Consider the following 23620-nt stretch of genomic DNA (forward strand, 5'->3'; position numbering starts at 1 on the left):
TGCGAATCAATCAAAGCTATGATATAGTTGCAAATGGTGTTATTACTACACACGCATTTTGATGTAGTAAGTGGTGCTCTAAGCTTAGGGTAGCTTGTTGCAGATGATAAATGCGGAGGATAAAAACCAAACATACTAGGAGGAAATTCACATGTCAGTAATTTCTATGAAACAATTACTTGAAGCTGGTGTACATTTCGGTCACCAAACTCGTCGTTGGAACCCAAAAATGAAGAAATATATCTTCGTTGAACGTAACGGGATCTACATCATCGACTTACAAAAAACGGTTAAAAAATTAGAGGAAGCTTATGACTTCATGCGTCAAGTTGGTCAAGACGGTGGTAAAGTTCTTTTCGTTGGTACGAAAAAACAAGCACAAGAAGCGATCAAAGATGAAGCTGAACGTTCAGGCAACTACTACATCAACCAACGCTGGTTAGGTGGTACTCTTACAAACTTCGGTACAATTCAAAAACGTGTTGCACGTATGAAACAAATCGAAAAAATGGAAGAAGAAGGAACTTTCGAAGTTCTTCCTAAAAAAGAAGTAATCCAACTTAAAAAAGAACACGAACGTCTAATCAAATTCCTAGGCGGTATCCGTGATATGCACGATCTTCCAGACGTAATGTTCGTGGTTGACCCACGTAAAGAGCGCATTGCTGTTGCAGAAGCTCGTAAATTAAACATCCCTCTAGTAGGTATTGTTGATACTAACTGTGATCCAGATGAAATCGACTACGTAATCCCTGCTAACGATGATGCTATTCGTGCTGTTAAACTTTTAACTGCTAAAATGGCTGACGCTTTAATCGAGTCAAAACAAGGTGAAGAAGAAGCTCCAGCTGTAGAAGCTGCTGCTGAGTAATTCACGTTTACAAAAAGGTGATAAGTGGCTCAAAACCCTTATCACCTTTTTTAGAACCTATCATTAAATAGTTCAACCAATTTGAGGAGGAAACACTAAATGGCAAACATTACTGCACAATTAGTAAAAGAATTACGCGAAAAAACTGGCGCTGGTATGATGGATTGTAAAAAAGCGTTAGTAGAAACTGATGGTAACCTAGAAGCTGCAATCGACTTCCTACGTGAAAAAGGTCTTTCGTCAGCTGCTAAAAAAGCTGACCGTATCGCTGCAGAAGGTACAACTTACATTTTAGAACAAGGTAACGAAGCGATTATCGTGGAAGTAAACGCTGAAACTGACTTCGTTGCGAAAAACGACAAATTCCAAGTATTAGTTTCTTCTTTAGCAGAGCAATTACTTGCTGCTAAACCAGCTTCAGTTGAAGCCGCTTTAGAGCTTACAAATGCTGAAGGTGTAAAAATTGAAGATCAAATTTCAACAGCTGTTGCAACAATTGGTGAAAAAATTACACTTCGTCGTTTCGAAATTAAATCAAAATCTGATGCAGATGCATTCGGTGCTTACTTACACATGGGCGGCCGTATTGGTGTATTAGTGACTTTAGAAGGTTCTACTGATGCAGCAGCAGCTAAAGATGTTGCGATGCACATTGCAGCAATCAACCCAACATATGTTTCTCGCGATGAAGTTTCTGCTGAAGAAGTTGAACGTGAGCGTAAAGTATTAACAGAGCAAGCTCTTAACGAAGGTAAACCAGAAAACATCGTTGCGAAAATGGTTGAAGGCCGTCTTGGTAAATATTTCGAAGACGTTTGCTTGCTTGATCAAACATTTGTTAAAAACTCAGATCAAAAAGTACGTGATTTCGTAGCTTCAACTGGTGGTTCAGTAAACGGCTTTGTACGTTACGCTGTTGGTGAAGGTATCGAAAAACGTGAAGATAACTTTGCAGAAGAAGTAATGAGCCAAGTTAAAGGTAACTAATTTCGCTTGCATTTGATTCTAATCAAATAATATCTAGATTATCTAGACTAAAATGGGGAACACAACATAGCGTGTTCCCTATTTTTCCGAAATGAACGAAAAACGGATATAATTTTCTATTCTGCCTTATTCACAACTAGCAATTATTGTTAGATATACTATAATGGAAAAGGGAATAGAAAGGTTTTAAATAAAGTCTTACGGAGGTTTACAATGAGTGTACCGCAATATAAACGAGTAGTTATTAAACTAAGTGGTGAAGCGTTAGCTGGAGAAGCGGGCTTCGGTTTATCACCAAAAATAATCAAGTCTGTTGCAGAAGAAGTAAAAGAAGTAGTAGATCTTGATGTAGAAGTTGCTGTTGTTGTAGGTGGCGGTAATATATGGCGTGGTAAAATAGGTAGTGAAATGGGAATGGATCGTGCTGCAGCCGATTATATGGGCATGTTAGCAACCGTTATGAACTCACTAGCTTTACAAGATGCTCTTGAAAAATTAGGTATTGAAACACGCGTTCAATCTTCTATTGTGATGACTCAAGTAGCGGAGCCATACATTCGTCGTAAAGCAGTTAGACATCTAGAGAAAAAACGTGTCGTTATCTTTGCAGCAGGGACAGGTAATCCGTTCTTCTCTACTGATACTACTGCCGCATTACGCGCAGCAGAAATTGACGCAGATGCGATTTTAATGGCTAAAAATAATGTCGATGGCGTTTATTCGGCAGATCCAAAAGTGGATGAAACAGCCATTAAATATGATACACTCACATACTTAGAAGTTATCCAACAAGGCTTACAAGTAATGGATTCAACGGCTTCCACTTTATGTATGGATAACGATATCCCGCTAATTGTTTTCTCAATTACGGAGCCAGGTAACATTAAACGTGCTGTACAAGGCGAAAAAATCGGAACAGTTGTTAGGAGGAACGTATAATGGCTAAACAAGTCTTAGAACAAGCAAAAGAAAAAATGAACAAAACAATCACAGCTTTCTCACGTGAACTATCATCTATTCGTGCGGGTCGTGCGAACGCATCTTTATTGGATCGTATCATGGTAGACTACTATGGGGCACCAACACCAATTAACCAACTTGCAGGTGTTTCTGTACCAGAAGCTCGCTTACTAGTCATTACACCTTACGATAAAACAATTTTAGGTGATATTGAAAAAGCAATTATGAAATCAGATATCGGGATTACACCAACAAATGATGGTTCGATCATTCGTTTAATGATTCCAGCGCTAACAGAAGATCGTCGTAAGGATCTAGTAAAGCAAGTGAAAAAAGAAGCAGAAGACGCAAAAATTGCTGTACGTAACGTTCGTCGCGATGCAAACGATGATTTGAAAAAACTTGAAAAAGCTGGCGAAATCACAGAAGACGATCTACGTGGCTATGGTGACGATATTCAAAAATTAACAGATGAATTCATTGTGAAAGTAGATCAAGTAGCGAAAGATAAAGAAAAAGAAATTTTAGAGGTGTAAACAAGACGTTTTACATGTCTATGATGGAACTTTTTGATGAGATGAAGGCGTCCTATACATAACAGGACGTCTTTTCGCTTTATTGTTCATAATCAATTGCTTTGTCATATAAAGAGCATACATGAAATGCGAAAAGATCATTAATAACAACATCATCGATTTTCTAACAAACTTATTCTTTATTATGTGTATAGTTCTAAAATAAGCTAGTACATACATAGTCAATTTAGAGGGAAAAAAAAGACAAAAAGCGCTTTTGTTTGTTATGATAGGTTAGTATACGTCCGATTAGTTGTAGTGGGGGAGTTAGCATGTTTAAAAAGCTATTAGGAAAACAAATAAATATGGATACACTATCATTGGAGGAGCGTGTGGCCCTAACTAAAAGCGAGCCGATTCCTGCCCATGTAGCGATTATTATGGACGGAAATGGACGTTGGGCGAAAAAACGTGCTATGCCACGAGTTGCTGGTCATCATGAAGGAATGAAGACCGTACGTAAAGTAACTAGGTTTGCGTCGGATTTAGGAATTAAAGTTTTAACCGTATATGCATTTTCCACAGAAAATTGGAAGCGACCAAAACCAGAGGTTGATTTTCTTATGCGTCTACCTGTTGAATTTTTAGGTTCTTTCTTACCAGAAATGATGCAGCGTAATGTACGTGTCGAAATGATTGGCGATCCATCCTTATTACCTGCTCATACGCAAAAGGCGTTGTATGAGGCAATGGAAGAAACAAAGCATAATACAGGGCTTGTCTTAAATTTTGCGCTGAACTATGGGAGTCGTTCTGAAATGGTCAATGCCATGAAAACGATGCTGCAAAAAGTGCAGGACGGTCAATTAACGATGCAAGACATAACAGAAGAATGCTTAACGTCTCATTTAATGACGGCCCATTTGCCTGAACCAGATCTTCTAATTCGTACAAGTGGTGAAGTACGATTAAGTAACTTTATGTTATGGCAGCTCGCCTATACAGAATTTTGGTTTACAGATACATTGTGGCCAGATTTTAGTGAGGAAAGCTTACTGGAAGCGGTGGAAAATTATCAGAAGCGTAATCGCCGTTACGGTGGGTTGAAGGGAGAAGAAACAACTTGAAACAACGAATTATCACGGCAATAATTGCAGCAGCACTTTTTATTCCGTTCGTTATTTATGGCAAAGTACCATTTACCATACTTGTGCTTGCAATGGCTATTGTCGGTTTTTATGAAATCTTAAAAATGAAAGGGATTTCCATTTTTTCTGTGCCTGGTTTTCTAGGGTTAATAACATTAGTATTACTTGTTATACCGAAAGATTGGAGTGAAAAAGTTGTAGAGACAATAGGCTATTCATCCAATTTAATGGTTGTTTATGGTCTAATGATGTTACTGCTGATTTACGTGGTCCTTGTAAAAAATAAAATAACCTTTGACGAAGTGGGCTTTATTTTATTGGGTGCATTTTATGTGGGGTTAGGATTCCATTATTTAATTGAAACAAGAAATGTTGGATTAGAGTATGTTGTCTATTGTTTATTAGTTGTTTGGACAACAGATTCAGGTGCCTATTTTGTAGGAAGAAAATTAGGAAAGAATAAGTTATGGCCTGAAATCTCACCGAAGAAAACGATTGAAGGTTTTCTAGGCGGAATTGTCATTGCGATTATTTTTGCAGTTGGTATGCAACTCATTTACCCATTTGCAAATGGTTATATATCACTTGTTTTTGTCACGATTTTTGCCTCTATTATTGGACAAATGGGAGATTTGGTAGAATCAGCTATCAAACGTCATTTTGATGTAAAAGATTCGGGCAATATTTTACCAGGGCATGGCGGAATTTTAGATCGCTTCGATAGTCTATTATTTGTCGTGCCTCTCCTTCATTTTTTACATTTGTTTGGTAATTAATCTGTATATTAAAAGACATCTTGCTAAATCATTTGCTTAGATAGAAAAAGGGGACAATTTGTTGTGAAAAAAATTAGTTTATTAGGTGCAACGGGTTCAATCGGTTGGCAAACCTACGATATTTTAAAAGAACAACGTGATGCGTTTCAATTAGTGGCTTTTTCTTCAGGGAAAAACATTGAGAAAACACGAGAAATGATTGAAACATTAAAACCCGAGCTAGTTTCTGTGCAGCTAGAAGAGGATGCACGAGACCTTGCGAAAGATTATCCTGAAATCCAATTTACATTTGGGGCGAAAGGTCTTGTAGAAGTTGCTACACATCCAGACTCAACTGTACTCGTCAATGCTGTGCTAGGCAGTGTTGGTCTGGAATCAACATTAGCAGCTATTCGCATGGGCAAAACGATTGCCATTGCTAACAAGGAAACACTTGTTACAGCTGGTCATTTAGTCATGGCAGAAGCCAAAAAACATAAGGCCACGATTTTACCTGTTGATAGCGAGCACTCAGCCATCTTCCAATCAATGAATGGCGAAAATCCCAAAAATATTGAGCGTTTAATTATTACAGCTTCAGGTGGTAGCTTCCGTGATAAAACACGTGACCAATTACAACATGTGACGGTCGCAGATGCATTGAATCACCCGAACTGGTCTATGGGCGCAAAAATTACGATAGACTCCGCAACAATGATGAATAAAGGATTAGAAGTCATTGAAGCACATGTTTTATTTGATATGCCATATGATAAAATAGATGTACTTTTGCATAGAGAAAGTATTATTCACTCTCTTGTTGAGTATCATGATACTAGTGTGATTGCTCAGCTAGGCACGCCAGATATGCGCGTACCGATTCAATATGCTTTAAGCTATCCTGATCGTATACCATTACATAATGGTCAGCGACTAAATTTAGCGCAAATTGGACAACTACATTTTCAAGATATGGACTTTGAGCGTTATCCGGCTTTGCGTTTAGCATATGAGGCTGGTCGTACAGGTGGTACCATTTTGACAGCGATGAATGCAGCAAATGAAGCGGCAGTTGCAGCCTTTTTACAAGGGAAAATTACATTCCTTGAAATTGATGAGACGATTGAACGAGTAATGCATGCACATCAAAACATTGCAGTACCAGATTTACAAACGATTTTACATGTGGACAGTGAGACAAGAAAAATAGTGTTAGACATGGTAAAATAACGAAAGTACTGTATCGTTAACTAATCGCTATTAAAGGTGGGATATTATGCAAACAGCCATTGCATTTATTTTAATATTTGGGATGCTCGTCTTCTTCCATGAACTTGGACATTTCTTATTTGCTAAACGTGCAGGTATTTTAGTGCGTGAATTTGCTATTGGAATGGGTCCCAAAATTTATGGGAAAACGCATGGAGAAACAATGTATACTATTCGATTATTGCCTATCGGTGGGTATGTTCGTATGGCCGGCGAGGATATGGATGGCACTGAACTACAGCCAGGCTATCGAATAGGGCTAATTGTCGATGAAGATAATGTTGTGAAAAAAATTATTTTCAATCAAAGTAATAAGCAGCTACCAGATTTATTATTTTTAGAAGTTGAGCGTGCTGATTTAGAGAAGAATTTATTTGTAGAAGGCTATGATGAAGAAGAACGTCTAGTTCGTTATGACGTAGCAAGAGATTGTGTTCTTGTGGAAAATGGTCGTGAATTGGTCATTGCACCACATGATCGTCAATTTAATGCAAAAACAGTTGGTCAACGTGCGATGACAATCTTTGCAGGTCCTTTGTTTAACTTTATTCTTGCGTTTGTGATTTACTTGGTAATTGGGTTAATCCACGGTGTCCCAACATACGAGCCGATTATCACTGAAGTAGTAGAAAATGATCCAGCTGCACAGGCAGGAATGCTTGCGGGAGATAGAGTAACAGCCATTGACGGACAAGCCGTTGAAAAATGGCAGGATTTAGCCGCTATTGTTCAAGATCATCCAAACGAAGAAATTACAGTGACTGTGGAACGTGATGGACAATCTATGAACTTAAATATGACTGTGAAAGAAATCCAGCAGGATGGCGAAAAATATGGTCAAATTGGTGTGCGCTATGACAGTCCGAGAGAATTTAATCCATTAAAAGCTGTAGTTTATGGAGCACAAGAAACCTATAATATGACCATGAAAATATTTGAGCTTCTTGGTATGTTGATTACTGGTAAGTTCACAATAGATGCGCTTTCTGGACCTGTTGGCATTTATAAAGCAACAGAGCAAGTAGCCCAGTATGGTATTATGAACTTAATGAATTGGGCCGCAATGTTAAGTATTAACTTAGGAATTATGAACCTACTTCCATTACCAGCACTTGATGGTGGTCGTTTATTATTCTTTGGTTTTGAAGCTTTACGTGGTAAACCAATCGATCGTCAAAAAGAGGGAATTGTCCATTTCGTAGGAATTGTCCTACTGATGATTTTAATGGTTGTCGTGACATGGAACGATATTCAACGATTCTTCTTTTAAACCAATGACAGTTAAATGAAATTTCATTTTCTAGCTTTGAGCGCAATTACTATGAAACATTGCGCTCAAAGCTAAATTTGTTTATGCTATTGAGAGTATAAACTTATCTATTAAAAAAGGTGGAACACTGAATGAAGCAAAGTAAAACATTTATCCCAACATTACGTGAAGTACCTGCGGATGCTGAGGTAAAATCACATAAGCAATTATTACGAGCAGGGTTTATTCGTCAAAATACAAGTGGGGTATACTCGTATTTACCGCTTGCAAAACGTGTCTTAACAAAAATTGAAACAATTATCCGTGAAGAAATGGAAGCCATCAACTCTATTGAGCTTCTAATGCCTTCTTTACAATCTGCTGAGCTTTGGCAGGAATCAGGTCGCTGGGAAAAATACGGACCAGAATTAATGCGCCTAAAAGACCGTCACAACCGTGATTTTGCATTAGGACCAACTCATGAAGAAGTGATTACAACTTTAGTACGTGATGAAATTAAATCCTATAAAAAATTGCCGTTAACATTGTATCAAATTCAAACTAAATTCCGTGATGAAAAGCGCCCTCGCTTCGGCTTACTACGAGGAAGAGAATTTATAATGAAGGATGCTTATTCTTTCCATGCATCACGTGAAAGTTTAGATGAAACATATGAAGATATGTATCGTGCGTATTCAAATATTTTTTCCCGCCTTGGCTTAAACTACCGCGCTGTCATTGCAGATGCAGGTTCGATTGGCGGTAAAGGTACACATGAATTTATGGTGCTATCTGAAATTGGGGAAGATACGATTGCCTACTCAGATACTTCTGACTATGCAGCAAATATCGAAATGGCTGAAGTCATTGCGGATTATCAACCATCAGATGACGCTTTAAAAGAAGTTGAAAAAGTGGCAACACCAGAGCAAAAAACAATTGAAGAAGTATCAGCGTTCTTAAATGTAGAGCCAGCCAGTGTGATCAAATCTTTAGTGTTTGATGTAGACGGGGAGCTTGTGGTTGTCCTTGCACGTGGGGATCATGAAATTAATGATATCAAGCTGAAAAATGCACTTGATGCAGGTTCTGTGGAGCTGGCTAGTGAAGCAGCAATCCGTGAATTATTAGGCTGTGGCGTTGGTTCAATTGGGCCAGTGAAATTACCAGTAGACGTAAAGGTAGTAGCGGACCAAGCTATCAAATCTATCCGTAATGGTATTGCAGGTGCAAATGTAGATGGATTCCATTTAGTGAATGTCAACCCAGAGCGTGATTTTGCTGTGAATGACTACTTAGATATTCGTTTTATTAAAGAGGGAGATCCTTCCCCAGACGGACAAGGGTTTATTAAATTCGCAGAAGGTATCGAAGTTGGTCATATTTTCAAATTAGGTACTACATACTCTGCTAAAATGAATGGTACTTTCTTAGATGAGCAAGGGAAGGCTCAACCGTTTATTATGGGCTGTTACGGTATTGGGGTATCTCGTATTCTAGCTGCCGTGGCTGAGCACTTCCAAGATGATAATGGATTTACTTGGCCAATACAATTAGCACCATATGATATTCATGTTGTGCCAGTTAACACGAAAGATGAGGCGCAAGTGGCATTAGCAGATGAACTTTACGGTTTATTAAAATCATATCGTTATGATGTACTTTTAGATGATCGTGCCGAGCGTGCAGGTGTAAAATTTGCAGACGCTGATTTAATTGGTTTACCTGTGCGTGTAACGGTTGGTAAAAAAGCATCTGAAGGTATGGTAGAAGTGAAATTCCGTCAAACTGGTGAAACATTTGAATGGAAAAAAGAAGAGGTCATTGATCGCCTTAACGAATTTTTCCGTAAAAACTAATGGCTTGTTAAGAGATCGGTTATAATTGGAAGTTAATGCTTTTGATAGAGGCTTTCGTAAAATTTTGATAAGATAGAGATAAATAATTCGCGACACTTCTGCGGGACAGTGAGCCAAGCAAGAAACAACAGATGGTAAAACTCTGTTAAGCTTGAAGAGCGCCCGCAGTGAGGGAGCGAATTTTTTTCTTGAATTCTCTCGTGTCTTTGAGACGAATTAGAAGAGGAGGCTTAACAACCTACCTCTTTCTGAAAGTAGGTGTCGTTAGATTGGAACAGCAACAAGAGGCAAGAATGAGACTTCGAATGCTCTTGCAACAATTAGAATTAACAGATGATGTGTACATGTCATTTTTTGAGGAAGGTGAATTATCACGCCTAACAGTCCATAAAAAGGTTAGACTTTGGCATTTCACCATTAAATTACAAGATATACTGCCGTTTCCGTTATATCAGCTTTTCCGTACACATTTAACGGAGAAATTTTCAGCAATTGCACAAATTAATACTACCTTTGAAACGGTAGAGAAAAATGTGACAGAGGAACTGGTGCAAGCTTACTGGTTAAGTGTTGTGGAACAAATTGATGAGATGGCACCGACGCTTAAAAGCTGTCTCATCTCTCAAGTGCCAATGTGGAATGGCCAAAAAATTACTTTGTCCTGCATGCAGGAAATGGAATTTATGATGCTGAAAACAAAGTATGCTGACAAGCTTTCCGAAAGCTATGGTCAATTCGGCTTCCCCCATATGGTAATCGACTTTGTACTACAAGAAGAGACGGAAGAAATGATCGCGGCACAAGAGGCGTTTATGGAGCAGAAACGTATGGAAGAAGTGGCCCTAGCGCAGCAAGCGATGCAAGATTTCCAAAAACGTGAGCAAGAGAAAAAGGATAACCCGGCATTGGCGAATCTTGGTGACCGTCCATTCCAGCTTGGAATGCATATTAAAGATGATGAAATAGTGGAAATTAAACGGATTGTCGAGGAAGAACGCCGTGTCATTATTGAAGGGTTTGTTTTTGATACGGAGATTAAAGAGCTAAAAAGTGGACGCTCCTTATTACAAATTAAAATTACCGACTATACAGATTCCATCATCGTTAAAATGTTCTCTCGTGATAATGATGATGCAGAATTAATGCAGCATCTGAAAAAGGGCATGTGGGTTAAAGTGCGAGGCTCTGTTCAAACGGATACATTCATCCGTGATTTAATTGTCATGGCGAATGATATTAATGAAATCAAAAAAGAAACACGACAAGATTTAGCACCAGAGGGCGAAAAACGTGTTGAGTTACATTTGCACACACCGATGAGCCAAATGGACGCAGTTACACCTGTTGACCGGCTTGTTGCACAGGCCGCAAAATGGGGGCATCCAGCAATAGCTATTACGGATCATGCTGTTGTGCAATCCTTCCCTGAAGCATATGCAGCAGGAAAAAAACATGGGATCAAGGTCATTTATGGTCTAGAAGCAAATTTAGTAGATGATGGTGTACCGATTGCCTATGCTCCTGAACATCGTTTATTAGCAGACACAACGTATGTTGTCTTTGACGTAGAAACAACAGGGCTATCTACGGCTTACGATACGATTATTGAATTGGCCGCAGTAAAAATTAAAGACGGGCATGTCATAGATAAATACGAAAGCTTTGCCAATCCACATCATCCACTTTCGGCTACTACCATTGAACTAACAGGAATTACAGATGATATGGTTCGAAATGCACCTGAAGTGGAGCAAGTGATTAAAGAATTTCATGCCTTTATTGGTGACGCAATAGTTGTTGCTCATAACGCATCATTTGATATAGGTTTCTTATATACAGGCTATAAGAAATTTGGCCTTGAAGGAACAACCCATCCGGTCATTGATACATTAGAGCTTGCAAGATTGCTTTATCCTACTATGAAAAATCATCGTTTAAACACACTGTGTAAAAAATTCAATATTGAATTAACACAACATCACCGAGCGATTTACGATACAGAGGCGACAGGCTATCTACTATTACATTTATTAAAAGATGCAGATGAGCTAGCGATTAATTACCATGACGACTTCAATAAGCATATTGGTGGTGGCGATGCCTATAAAAAAGGTCGACCAATGCATTGTACGATTTTAGCCGTTGATAATGTGGGCTTAAAAAACTTATTTAAAATCGTCTCACATTCTCATACGAAAACATTCTATCGTGTTCCTCGAGTGACACGGGCTGTACTCGAGCAGTATCGCGAAGGTTTATTAGTAGGTTCAGGCTGCAGTAATGGTGAACTCTTCGAAACGATGATGAATAAGTCACCTGAGGAAGCAGAGCAAGTTGCTCGATTCTATGATTATATCGAGGTACAACCGAAAGCTGTGTATGCGCCACTAATTGAACGCAATGTTGTACGTGATGAATGGACGTTAGAGGATATTATTCGTAAGCTTGTTAAGCTTGGGAAGAAGATAGATAAACCTGTTGTTGCCACTGGAAATGTCCACTATTTAGATCCAACAGATGCCATGTTTAGGCAAATACTTATTGGTTCACAGGGTGGAGCTAATATTTTAAATCGATCCAAGCTACCTGAGGTTCATTTTAGAACAACGGATGAAATGCTCAAGGAATTTGATTTTTTAGGACCAGATCTTGCAAAAGAAGTGGTTGTAACGAATGCGCAAAAAATTGCAGAGAGTATTGGTGATGTAAAACCGATTAAGGATGACCTCTATACACCAAAAATTGAAGGCTCCGATGATGAGGTAACCAATTTAACGTACGAAATGGCCCATCGTATTTATGGTGAGGAGTTACCAGAAATCGTGAAAGCTCGAATTGAAAAAGAATTAAAATCGATTTTGGGACACGGCTTTGGTGTTATTTATTTAATTTCAGCCAAACTGGTGAAAAAGTCATTAGCTGATGGCTATTTAGTTGGTTCACGTGGTTCGGTTGGTTCTTCATTAGTCGCAACCTTCATGGAAATTACAGAGGTTAACCCATTACCTCCTCATTATATTTGTCCTAATTGTAAGCATTCTGAGTTTTTTGATGATGGTTCGGTCAGCTCAGGCTTTGACTTGCCAAATAAAGACTGTACGGAATGCGGCACACCTTATAAAAAAGATGGACAAGATATACCATTTGAAACCTTCCTTGGTTTTAAAGGTGACAAGGTACCCGATATCGATTTGAATTTTTCTGGTGAATACCAACCACAAGCTCATAACTATACGAAGGTGCTATTTGGAGAGGATTATGTTTATCGTGCTGGAACTATTGGTACAGTGGCAGAGAAAACAGCATATGGCTATGTAAAGGGCTATGCAAATGATCATAATTTACATTTCCGAGGTGCGGAAGTCGACCGTTTAGTGCAAGGCTGTACAGGAGTAAAACGTACATCTGGGCAACACCCTGGGGGAATTATCGTTGTACCTGATTACATGGATATTTATGACTTTTCTCCAGTGCAGTTCCCTGCAGATGCACAGGATGCAGAATGGCGGACAACCCATTTTGACTTCCACTCTATTCATGACAATATTTTAAAGCTTGATATACTTGGACACGATGATCCGACGGTTATCAGGATGTTGCAGGATTTATCTGGAATAGATCCAAAAACAATCCCAACCGATGATCCTGTCGTAATGAAAATTTTTAGTTCTCCAGAAACGTTAGGAGTCACAGAAAAGCAGATTGGCTGTAAGACAGGAACATTGGGTATCCCGGAATTTGGTACACGTTTCGTACGTCAAATGCTTGAAGATACAAAGCCTTCCACATTCTCAGAGCTTGTCCAAATTTCTGGACTTTCCCACGGAACCGACGTATGGCTAGGCAACGCACAGGAATTAATTCAAAACGGTACATGTGTGCTGAAAGAAGTAATTGGTTGTCGTGATGATATTATGGTGTATTTAATTTATCAAGGTCTAGAACCATCACTGGCCTTTAAAATCATGGAGTCTGTACGTAAAGGGAAAGGCTTATCTGAGGAGTTTGAAGCTGAGATGCTCGCCAATAAAGTCCCAGGCTGGTATATCGAATCTTGTAAAAAGATAAAATATATGTTCCCGAAAGCCCATGCGGCAGCATATGTGCTAATGGCTGTACGTATTGCTTGGTTCAAGGTACATTTCCCAATCCTCTATTACGCAGCGTATTTCACAGTTCGTGCAGATGACTTTGATTTAATTGCGATGGTTCAAGGGTCGCAAATGATTCGAGCACGTATTGATGAAATCAATATGAAAGGTTTAGATGCATCCACTAAAGAGAAGAACTTATTAACGGTGATGGAGCTTGCATTGGAAATGTGTGAACGAGGCATGAGTTTCCAGAAAGTTGACTTATACCGTTCTCAAGCAAGTGAATTTGTCATTGATGGCAATTCATTAATTCCTCCGTTCGATGCGATTCCAGGACTTGGAACCAACGTTGCCAAAACGATTGTAGCCGCTCGGGAAGAGGGAGAGTTTTTATCCAAGGAAGATTTACAGCAACGTGGGCGTGTATCGAAAACACTTATCGAATACATGGACCAACTTGGTTGCTTAGAAGGCATGCCTGATGCCAATCAGTTATCACTTTTTTAGTAAGTGATTTGTGTCGTGGCGAAAGGTCACTGTAGAATTTCAAAATCCTGACACAATATGGTTAACTGTCATGAAGGAAATTTGCATTGTGCCGAGAACTGTGCTATCCTTATGGTAATAATTTGTTGATATTTTTCCAGCAAAAGAGTGGGGCATACCCGCTCTTTTCTGTTGTTATACCGTAGCAAAACAAATTTTGACTAACAGCAGGTAAGACCGTAAAATTTCACCAAAGCAACTGGTGGAATTTCTGTTTTATTATGATTCATTACTGCATTAACTTACAGTGATGAACAATTCATACGCTAGAATTTGATAAATACAGGAGGCAACAATGAGCAAAGTACCATCTTTAATTGAAGAGCTCGCTAAACCAATTGTGGATGAGTTAAATCTTGAGCTAGTGGATATTGAGTACGTCAAAGAAGGACGTAACTGGTTTTTACGTGTTTATGTCGATACGCCTGAGGGTGACATTGACATTGACCAATGTGCTCAAGTTAGTGAACGACTAAGCCTGTTATTGGATGAAAAAGATCCAATTACACAAAACTATTATTTAGAAGTTTCTTCACCTGGAGCAGAGCGCCCCTTAAAAAAAGATACGGATTTTGAAAAAGCAATTGGCAAATTTATTTATGTAAAAACCTATGAACCCATTAAGGACATGAAGGAATTCCAAGGCTACTTAACGTCATACGATGAACATACATTAGTGGTGGAAGTACGTATTAAAACACGTAAAATGACAGTAACAATTGAACAAGAAAAAATCGCATTGGCACGACTTGCCATTGATTTTTCAGCATAATGCATATTTAGGAGTGAAAACAAAATGAGTAGTGATTTGTTAGATGCGTTGAATGCGCTAGAAGAACAAAAAGGAATTTCAAGAGATGTGTTAATTGAAGCCATTGAAGCGGCATTAGTTACAGCTTACAAACGCAACTTTAATCAAGCACAAAATGTTCGAGTGGACTTAAATTTAGATAAGGGCTCTATTCGTGTATTTTCACGTAAAGATGTTGTGGAAGAGGTAGAAGATGATCGTTTGCAAATTTCTTTAGAAGATGCAAAAGTCATTAATCCAGCTTATCAGCTAGAAGATATCGTGGAACAGGAAGTAACACCACGCAACTTCGGACGTATTGCCGCACAAACAGCAAAACAAGTTGTCACACAACGTGTACGTGAAGCGGAGCGAGGATTAATCTATGAGCAATATGTAGACCGTGAAGATGATATCGTAACAGGTGTCGTGGAACGTTTGGATGCTCGAAATATCTATGTAGGTTTAGGGAAAGTAGAAGCTGCATTGCCAATTAATGAACAAATTCAAGGCGAATCTTATCATCCACATGATCGTATCAAAGTATATATTACAAAGGTTGAGCGTACGACACGTGGACCACAAGTGATTGTGTCTCGTACACATCCTGGTTTATTACGTCGATTATTTGAGATGGAAGTACCTGAAATTTATGAAGGTATTGTAGAAATTAAATCAATTGCTCGTGAAGCTGGAGATCGCTCTAAAATTTCTGTCCATGCACATAATGAAGAAGTAGATCCAGTAGGTTCATGTGTTGGAGCTAAAGGTGCTCGTGTACAAACGATTGTCAATGAACTAAATGGTGAAAAAATTGATATTGTAGAATGGTCTGAAGATCCAATTGTATTCGTAGCCAATGCATTAAGCCCATCGAAAGTATTAGATGTTCAAGTGAACGAGGAAGAAAAATCAACTACGGTTGTCGTACCAGACTATCAATTATCATTAGCAATTGGTAAACGTGGGCAAAATGCACGTCTAGCTGCAAAGCTTACTGGTTGGAAAATTGATATTAAGAGTGAAACAGATGCTCGTGAATTAGGTATTTATCCTTCTGCTACAAGCACTTTCATCCCTGCTGAAGATGAAGAAAGTGATTTTGATGACGTGGCAGTTGACTTATATCAAGACGACGAAGAATAAGTAAGAAAGCCCGTGTGACGAGTTAGCTGACAGTATTCAGTGGGCCCCCTACGCCGACTGAATACTGTCAGAGCGTCAAGTAGAGCATGACTTGTCCACCTCTTACGACAAGCTTCAGAGAGGAATGGTGATTCTTATGGCTGTAAACAAAAAGGTACCTCTTCGTAAATGTGTAGCAACTGGAGAAATGCTACCAAAGAAAGAGATGGTACGTGTTGTTCGTTCAAAAGAGGGCGAAGTAAGTGTAGATATCTCCGGAAAAAAGCCTGGGCGTGGTGCATATGTATCTAAATCAGAGAATGCAATCGACATCGCGCGCAAAAAAAATGTATTAGGGCACCAGCTTGATGTTAAAATTCCTGAAGAAATTTATGAGGAACTTATTTTGCTGATTCGTAGGGAGTCAATTTTATGATAAATCAAGCAATATTTAATTTGCTTGGGATCGCAGCAAGAGCACGTAAAGTGATTTCAGGAGAAGAGTTAGTAGTAAAGGAAGTTCGGAATGGCAATGCTAAGCTAGTATTGCTTGCAAACGATGCCTCTAAAAACTCTAGTAAGAAAATTCAAGATAAGTGCACGTACTACAACGTTGAGTATCATGTAATTGGAGATCGCTACGATCTAGGACATGCTACAGGTAAGGAGGCCCGAGTGGCTTTAGCTATTACCGATAAAGGTTTTGCACGTAAATTGTCTAGTCTACTCAACGAAAACTAATCGGGGGTGAGCAGATGACCAAAATCAGAGTTCATGAATATGCGAAGCAAGTGAATAAAACGAGTAAAGAGGTTATTGAAGCACTAAGTAAATTAAATGTGAGTGTAACAAACCATATGTCGATGTTGGAAAAAGATATTGTGGCAAAGTTAAACCAATCATTTAAAGCAACACCTGAGAAAAATGTAGCAGCAAAAAAACCCATTCAAAATATGGGGCAAAGACCTCAATCGAATGGACAGCAAAAACCACAGCATTCGGTGAAAATGCAAGAAGGACAAAGGCAGCAATCTGCTACTTCTAAGCCTAAAGCAAACAATCAGCAACACACACAGCAAAACTCAAATTCGTCTAACGAAAAATCTAAGAATACAAAAGGTAATCAAAATAGAAATATGACACAAAATAATAATAATAACAATAATAATAATAATCGTAGAGGTGGCGGTGGTTACAACCAACGTCCAAAACCAGGCATTCATGGAGGCAAACGTCGCCATCCAAAAACGCATCAACCGTCTATACCAGTAAAACAAAAGGAACTGCCAGAAAAAATTACTTTTGTTGAATCATTATCAGTAGCGGAATTAGCAAAAAAATTACACCGTGAGCCATCTGAAATCATTAAGAAATTATTTATGCTTGGTGTAATGGCAACAATTAACCAAGAATTAGATAAGGATGCAATTGAATTAATCTGCGCAGACTACGGTGTAGAAGTGGAAGAAGAAATTCGTGTAGATATTACGGATTTAGAAACACACTTCGAGCAAATAGAAGAAGTGAACGAAGCAGTATTATCAGAACGTCCACCAGTTGTAACAATCATGGGTCACGTTGACCACGGTAAAACAACATTATTGGATTCTATTCGTAATACGAAAGTGACAGCAGGAGAAGCCGGTGGTATCACACAACATATTGGGGCATACCAAGTAACGGAAGGCGACAAGAAAATTACTTTCCTTGATACACCAGGACACGCTGCTTTCACAACAATGCGAGCACGTGGAGCAAAAGTAACTGACTTAACCATTTTAGTAGTTGCTGCTGACGATGGTGTCATGCCGCAAACAGTAGAAGCGATTAATCACGCTAAAGCAGCCGAAGTACCAATTATTGTAGCTGTGAATAAAATGGATAAACCATCAGCAAATCCTGATCGTGTCATGCAAGAATTAACAGAGCATGGCTTAGTTCCTGAAGCATGGGGCGGCGAAACAATTTTCGTACCGATTTCTGCATTAAAAGGTGAAGGCATTGATACATTGTTAGAAATGATTTTACTTGTAGCCGAGGTTGGTGAGCTTAAAGCGAACCCAGATCGTTTAGCGCTTGGTACAGTTATTGAAGCACAGCTTGATAAAGGACGTGGCTCTGTTGCTACGCTATTAGTACAAGATGGAACATTAAAAGTAGGAGATCCAATTGTTGTAGGTCATACGTATGGTCGTGTACGTGCGATGGTGAATGACAAAGGTCGTCGTGTAAAAGAAGCTGGCCCATCGACACCAGTAGAAATTACAGGTTTAAACGATGTACCTCAAGCTGGTGACCGCTTCGTAGTCTTTGAAGACGAGAAAACAGCACGCCAAGTTGGTGAAACTCGTGCCATGTCAGCAATTCAAGCACAGCGTTCAGAAAAACAACGTGTTACGTTGGATAACTTATTTGAACAAATGAGCCAAGGCGAAATGAAAGAGCTTAACTTAATTGTGAAAGCTGACGTTCAAGGTACTGTTGAAGCAATGGCTGCCTCATTAATGAAAATTGATGTAGAAGGCGTAAATGTGAAAATTATTCACACAGGTGCGGGTGCTATTACAGAATCTGATATTTCTCTTGCAGCAGCTTCCAATGCGATTGTTATTGGATTTAACGTACGTCCAGATGTTAACGCAAAACGTGCTGCAGAAGAAGAGGGTGTAGATATTCGCTTACACCGCATCATCTATAAAGTAATTGAAGAGATTGAACAAGCGATGAAAGGTATGCTTGATCCTGAGTTTGAAGAAAAAATTATTGGTCAAGCAGAAGTTCGTCAAACAATTAAAGTATCAAAAGTTGGTACAATTGCTGGTTCATATATAACAGAAGGAAAAGTAACGCGTGATTCAGGTGTACGTGTAATCCGCGATAATGTGGTTATATTTGAAGGTGAGCTAGATACGCTTAAACGCTTCAAAGATGAAGTGAAAGAAGTAGCAAGAGGATACGAATGTGGTATTACGATTACAAACTTCAACGATATTAGAGAAGGCGATATTATTGAAGCCTATATTATGGAAGAAGTTAAACGCGTCTAATGATCGTTTATGCAGAGGTTGAATTCATCATTCAAACTGCCCATTCGTTAAAGGAAAAACGCGCTGTCTTACAGCGTATGATTACCCGCACAAAGCAGAAATTTAATGTTTCTATTGCGGAAATTGACCATCAAAATGTATGGCAGCGTACGAAATTAGGACTTGTTGCTGTTTCTTCATCAAAAGATGCAGCTGAACGGGAAATAAATCATGCGCTCCATTATTTGCAGTCAAATCCATCATGGGAACAGCTTGATGTGTGGCGAGATTATTTATAAGCAATAGTAGATAGCTGTAAGCTTGATACAGCAATGAAATGCACAGCTATCTGTACATCGAAATAGAGGTGACAAATTATGTCTCTACGTTCAAACCGTGTTGCTGAGCAAATGAAAAAAGAGCTTGGCGATATTATTGGCCGTAAAATAAAAGATCCGCGTGTTGGTTTTGTGACTGTTACAGGTGTTGATGTAACGGGTGATTTACAGCAAGCGACAATTTATATTACATCTTTAGGCAATGAGCGTGAACGTGAAGAAACGCTTAAAGCTTTAGTAAAAGCTTCTGGCTTCATTCGATCAGAAATCGGATCACGCATTCGTTTACGACGTACACCAGAACTACTCTTTGAATTTGATTCATCGATTGAATATGGTAACCGTATTGATTCATTGTTAAGAGGTTTACACAAAGAATAAGCTAAAAAAGTCTGCCACATGCATGTTAATGCAGGCAGACTTTTATCTTTATGGAAAAAGATTATGTCAATACGTAGTCGATGATAGAGAAGGTAACTGGGAGGCACTAATATGAACGGTATTTTACCACTTTGGAAAGAAAGAGGCATGACGAGCCATGATTGTGTCTTTAAATTACGGAAAATTTTGCGCACAAAAAAAGTTGGGCATACAGGGACACTAGACCCGGGAGTAGAGGGTGTGCTACCTATTTGTATTGGCCAAGCAACGCGTATTGCTGAATATTTAACCGATGCAGGAAAGGTCTATGAAGCTATCATTTCAATCGGCCGTACTACAACAACAGAGGATGCAGAAGGCGAAACGGTTGCGCAAGATCAGACCACAAAAAGCTTTTCTCGTGAGCAGCTGTTAGAGGTGTTAGCTACATTAACAGGTGTTATTGAACAAACGCCACCAATGTTTTCAGCGGTAAAAGTAAATGGAAAACGTCTCTATGAGTATGCCAGAAAAGGCGAAACGGTTGAAAGACCAACACGTCAAGTAACGATTTATGCTTTAGAGCTGCTTGATGAGATTGAACAATATGAGGGGCAAGAGATTACATTTCCGGTTCGTATTGCTTGCAGTAAAGGGACCTATATTCGTACACTAGCTGTGCAAATTGGTGAAGCTCTTGGCTATCCTGCACATATGAAGGAGCTCGTACGCACAGCCTCAGGCACCTTTACTCGTGATAACTGCTTTACATTAGCGCAGGTTGCTGAGCTAATGGATGCAGAGCAAGCAGCTACCTGTATTTTACCTGTCGAGTATGCATTAGCAGACTATCCATATATTGAGATTACTGCCGCCAATGAAAAAGAAATTTTCAATGGACAAGTGCTTCCAGCAGATGCATTATTAAAGAGTCATGATAAAATTGTGTTTGGAATCAATGGAAAGGCAGTGGCGGTTTATCAGGCTCACCCTACGAAGGATGGTTTGATGAAGCCACACAAGATGTTTCCGACGATAGAGTAGGAGGATTTTTCAATGGAGGTCATTCATTTAAAATACCCACATCAATTACAGCAACGAGAAAGCATGCAGCCATATTCGCTTGCTCTTGGCTTTTTCGATGGTGTACATAGAGGGCATCAGGCAGTTATCAAGACAGCGAAGGAAGAGGGAAATAAGCGGCAAATTCCGACTGCAGTGATGACATTTGATCCACATCCTTCATTAGTTCTTGGTGGACGTAATGAAAAAGTTTTTTATATTACACTCTTACAACAGAAATTACAGCTCTTTGAAGAACAGGGTGTGGATACGGTGTTTGTTGTCCATTTCACCTCTGATTTTGCTAAGCTTTCACCAGCAGCATTTATTGATACTTTTATTCGTGGATTAAATATTCAACATGTTACAGCTGGCTTTGATTATTCGTTTGGGGCATTCGGAAAAGGAACTATGGACGATATGCGTGCATTAAGTAATGGTGAGTATGGTGTAACCATTGTGGAGAAGAAAACAGACGATGTTGAGAAAATCAGCTCTACCCGTATCCGGAAGCTACTACAAGAGGGCGATATGGAAGAAGCTACAACACTATTAGGCAGACCATTTGAAATCAATGGGATTGTTGTACACGGTGATAAACGCGGACGTACTATTGGCTTCCCTACAGCAAATGTCCAAGCTTTAGAAGGCACTTTCATTCCAGCAAGTGGTGTTTATGCTGTTCGTTTACTCGTGCAAAATAACTGGTATGATGGTGTTTGTAATGTGGGCTACAAACCAACTTTCAAAGATCCAAATGATAAGCAATTATCGATTGAGGTCCATATTTTAAACTTTGATAAAAATATTTATGGTGAAGAAGTACATGTAGCTTGGTACAAACGGATTCGAAGCGAACGAAAATTCGATGGGATTGAGGCGTTGAAAGCGCAAATCGAAAAGGATAAACAAGAAGCTATCCGATACTTTAACGATTTGTAAGCGTCACAGCATGATGAGATGACAACATTCAAGCCGACGTTTTACTTGCTTGATCAAATGATTTATGGTAACATTCATAAGTGCATAAATGCTTAACCTTAGCTCGGTATATCGATGACTCCAACGTTTACTGTGCTAATGGGGATTCATTATATTTTAGGAGGTCCATTCAAATGGCTATTACAAAAGAACGTAAAAACGAAATTATCGCTGAGTACCGTACTCACGAAAGTGACACTGGTTCACCAGAAGTACAAGTTGCAGTATTAACAGAGGAAATCAACGCTCTAAATGCTCACTTACGTACACACAAAAAAGATTTCCACTCTGAGCGTGGTCTTCTTAAAATGGTAGGTCGTCGTCGTCACTTATTAAAATATCTTCGTGAAACAGACGTACAACGTTACCGTGAACTAATCAACCGTTTAGGCTTACGTCGCTAATTCAAAGCGCAAGTATAGCTGTATTAGACTGTAGACAAATTTTAGTTTGTCTACAGTCTTTTTTTATGGTTGAAACTTGCGACATATATGCAGCGTATTGTTCATAATGCAGGTTTATTCTCGTCTATTATTTTATGTTGTTCAACAATAAGCCATAACTTTATTACACAACGATGAACGAATCATCAAAACAATTTAGTATGGTTGAAAAGGATGGTATATTCTAATCACATTTCGCAACCAAATTCAAAAACTATGCGATAGTCTATCTTTGTTGCTGCTCAATGCATTGAACGAATTGAATAGTGGTTGTTTTTTCGTTTACGAATGAATAGTCATTTATAAAATGTTCACAATCTACGAAGGACAACAGGGTGCAAGTGTGGAGAATAGCTGATCTCTATAGATTTATTGAAGACCGTTGTGAAAAGTAAAAAATAGAGAGTAGGGATTGGTTAATGTTTAATACATTTTTAAGAGAGAATAACATTGTTGCTGCTATTCTAACAGCCGTGCGTATTTACTTGGGCTGGCATTGGCTGACAGCAGGTTGGAGTAAATTGACGAATGGATTTGATGCCTCAGGGTTTTTAACATTTGCATCAGAGAATCCTGTCATGAGTGGAGAAAAAGTGGTATATCCTACATATGTAAAATTTATAGAGTCATTTGCCTTGCCAAATGCTGAAATATTTAATGTGGTCATTCCTTGGGGAGAATTCCTTGTCGGTCTTGGCTTAATACTAGGGTGCTTAACTACATATGCAGCATTTTTTGGAATGGTTATGAATTTTGCCTTCTTGCTAGCTGGTACGATTTCTAGTAATCCATTTGATATTCTACTGGCGATCTTTATCGTTGTGGCAGGCTATAATGCTGGAAAATTTGGGCTTGATCGCTTCGTAATGCCTATCATAAGCAAAAAAATGAAGCTAGAAAAAAATACAATGCACTCCATGACGAAAACTACATAACTTACGATTTCATAAAATCAAATACCCTGTAGCAAATCGTTACAGAGTATTTGATTATGTTGTTGAAAAAAGGTGATAGCAATAGCAGAAAAAGAACCTTTCGCAAGGCGAGGGGTTGATTTCCGTTCCGCCAGTGTCCTTTCCAGGGGGCGTCCGATGAGCCGCTTCACTCACTGCGTTCGCTCCGGGTCTCAGCTATGACGCTAAATCCCCTAGGAGTGACGCTGGCTCCACTCAATCAACCATTCTACAAAAGTGTCTTTTCCTGAACAAAATTGCCCTTCATTTATATTATTAGAGAGAATAG

The 23620-nt window shown here is 39.0% G+C and carries 21 protein-coding genes; all 21 read left to right on the forward strand.

The window, feature by feature from the left end:
- Nucleotides 1-151 precede the first annotated feature (151 nt).
- Nucleotides 152-871: a 30S ribosomal protein S2 gene (gene rpsB / locus MHI22_RS21660; RefSeq protein WP_004269262.1), complete on the forward strand. Its 720-nt coding sequence runs from the start codon at nt 152-154 to the stop codon at nt 869-871.
- Nucleotides 872-970: 99 nt separating this feature from the next.
- The gene (tsf, locus tag MHI22_RS21665; RefSeq protein WP_036124190.1) at nt 971-1858 is read left to right on the forward strand and encodes a translation elongation factor Ts; all 888 of its coding nucleotides are present in this window, start codon (nt 971-973) and stop codon (nt 1856-1858) included.
- Between the two features lie 213 nt (nt 1859-2071).
- A complete protein-coding gene (gene pyrH, locus MHI22_RS21670) occupies nt 2072-2797 on the forward strand; it encodes a UMP kinase (RefSeq protein ID WP_036124188.1) in 726 nt (241 codons plus the stop codon).
- Nucleotides 2797-3354: a ribosome recycling factor gene (gene frr, locus MHI22_RS21675; protein WP_036124184.1), complete on the forward strand. Its 558-nt coding sequence runs from the start codon at nt 2797-2799 to the stop codon at nt 3352-3354. The genes pyrH and frr overlap by 1 nt, the downstream gene beginning before the upstream one ends.
- A gap of 311 nt (nt 3355-3665) precedes the next feature.
- Nucleotides 3666-4460 (forward strand): isoprenyl transferase, encoded by a 795-nt coding sequence (locus tag MHI22_RS21680; protein ID WP_036124181.1) that lies wholly within the window; start codon nt 3666-3668, stop codon nt 4458-4460.
- Nucleotides 4457-5257, forward strand: coding sequence for a phosphatidate cytidylyltransferase (locus MHI22_RS21685; protein WP_340812644.1), 801 nt, complete (start codon nt 4457-4459; stop codon nt 5255-5257). The genes MHI22_RS21680 and MHI22_RS21685 overlap by 4 nt, the downstream gene beginning before the upstream one ends.
- A 63-nt stretch (nt 5258-5320) precedes the next feature.
- Nucleotides 5321-6466 carry a 1-deoxy-D-xylulose-5-phosphate reductoisomerase gene (gene dxr / locus MHI22_RS21690; protein WP_058843508.1) on the forward strand — a complete coding sequence of 382 codons (1146 nt, stop codon included), beginning with the start codon at nt 5321-5323 and terminating at the stop codon, nt 6464-6466.
- A 46-nt stretch (nt 6467-6512) separates the two neighbouring features.
- A complete protein-coding gene (gene rseP, locus MHI22_RS21695; protein WP_141903475.1) occupies nt 6513-7775 on the forward strand; it encodes an RIP metalloprotease RseP in 1263 nt (420 codons plus the stop codon).
- A gap of 131 nt (nt 7776-7906) precedes the next feature.
- Nucleotides 7907-9613 carry a proline--tRNA ligase gene (locus tag MHI22_RS21700; protein ID WP_058843510.1) on the forward strand — a complete coding sequence of 569 codons (1707 nt, stop codon included), beginning with the start codon at nt 7907-7909 and terminating at the stop codon, nt 9611-9613.
- A gap of 269 nt (nt 9614-9882) precedes the next feature.
- The gene (locus MHI22_RS21705) at nt 9883-14214 is read left to right on the forward strand and encodes a PolC-type DNA polymerase III (RefSeq protein ID WP_089932000.1); all 4332 of its coding nucleotides are present in this window, start codon (nt 9883-9885) and stop codon (nt 14212-14214) included.
- Nucleotides 14215-14548: 334 nt separating this feature from the next.
- Entirely contained in the window at nt 14549-15025 is a 477-nt protein-coding gene (gene rimP, locus MHI22_RS21710) for a ribosome maturation factor RimP (protein WP_036121405.1), read from the forward strand.
- Nucleotides 15026-15049: 24 nt separating this feature from the next.
- Nucleotides 15050-16189 (forward strand): transcription termination factor NusA, encoded by a 1140-nt coding sequence (gene nusA / locus MHI22_RS21715; protein ID WP_058843511.1) that lies wholly within the window; start codon nt 15050-15052, stop codon nt 16187-16189.
- 136 nt (nt 16190-16325) lie between these two features.
- Nucleotides 16326-16604, forward strand: a complete 279-nt coding sequence (gene rnpM / locus MHI22_RS21720) for an RNase P modulator RnpM (RefSeq protein WP_036121399.1) — start codon at nt 16326-16328, stop codon at nt 16602-16604.
- Complete coding sequence (locus MHI22_RS21725; protein WP_036121397.1) at nt 16601-16909, forward strand: YlxQ family RNA-binding protein; 309 nt, start codon at nt 16601-16603, stop codon at nt 16907-16909. The genes rnpM and MHI22_RS21725 overlap by 4 nt, the downstream gene beginning before the upstream one ends.
- 14 nt (nt 16910-16923) lie before the next feature.
- A complete protein-coding gene (infB, locus tag MHI22_RS21730) occupies nt 16924-19215 on the forward strand; it encodes a translation initiation factor IF-2 (protein ID WP_089932001.1) in 2292 nt (763 codons plus the stop codon).
- On the forward strand, nt 19215-19493 hold the full coding sequence (locus tag MHI22_RS21735) for a DUF503 domain-containing protein (RefSeq protein ID WP_036121391.1): 279 nt from the start codon (nt 19215-19217) through the stop codon (nt 19491-19493). The genes infB and MHI22_RS21735 overlap by 1 nt, the downstream gene beginning before the upstream one ends.
- Nucleotides 19494-19571: 78 nt before the next feature.
- Nucleotides 19572-19913, forward strand: coding sequence for a 30S ribosome-binding factor RbfA (rbfA, locus tag MHI22_RS21740; protein WP_036121387.1), 342 nt, complete (start codon nt 19572-19574; stop codon nt 19911-19913).
- A gap of 111 nt (nt 19914-20024) precedes the next feature.
- The gene (gene truB, locus MHI22_RS21745) at nt 20025-20936 is read left to right on the forward strand and encodes a tRNA pseudouridine(55) synthase TruB (protein WP_036121383.1); all 912 of its coding nucleotides are present in this window, start codon (nt 20025-20027) and stop codon (nt 20934-20936) included.
- A gap of 12 nt (nt 20937-20948) precedes the next feature.
- A complete protein-coding gene (gene ribF / locus MHI22_RS21750) occupies nt 20949-21896 on the forward strand; it encodes a riboflavin biosynthesis protein RibF (RefSeq protein WP_036121380.1) in 948 nt (315 codons plus the stop codon).
- Between the two features lie 173 nt (nt 21897-22069).
- Nucleotides 22070-22339, forward strand: a complete 270-nt coding sequence (gene rpsO, locus MHI22_RS21755) for a 30S ribosomal protein S15 (protein WP_036121378.1) — start codon at nt 22070-22072, stop codon at nt 22337-22339.
- A gap of 458 nt (nt 22340-22797) precedes the next feature.
- Complete coding sequence (locus tag MHI22_RS21760) at nt 22798-23313, forward strand: DoxX family protein (protein ID WP_036121376.1); 516 nt, start codon at nt 22798-22800, stop codon at nt 23311-23313.
- The last annotated feature ends 307 nt before the right edge of the window (nt 23314-23620 follow it).

Source organism: Lysinibacillus sp. FSL L8-0312, assembly GCF_038003285.1.
GTDB lineage: Bacteria > Bacillota > Bacilli > Bacillales_A > Planococcaceae > Lysinibacillus > Lysinibacillus fusiformis_D.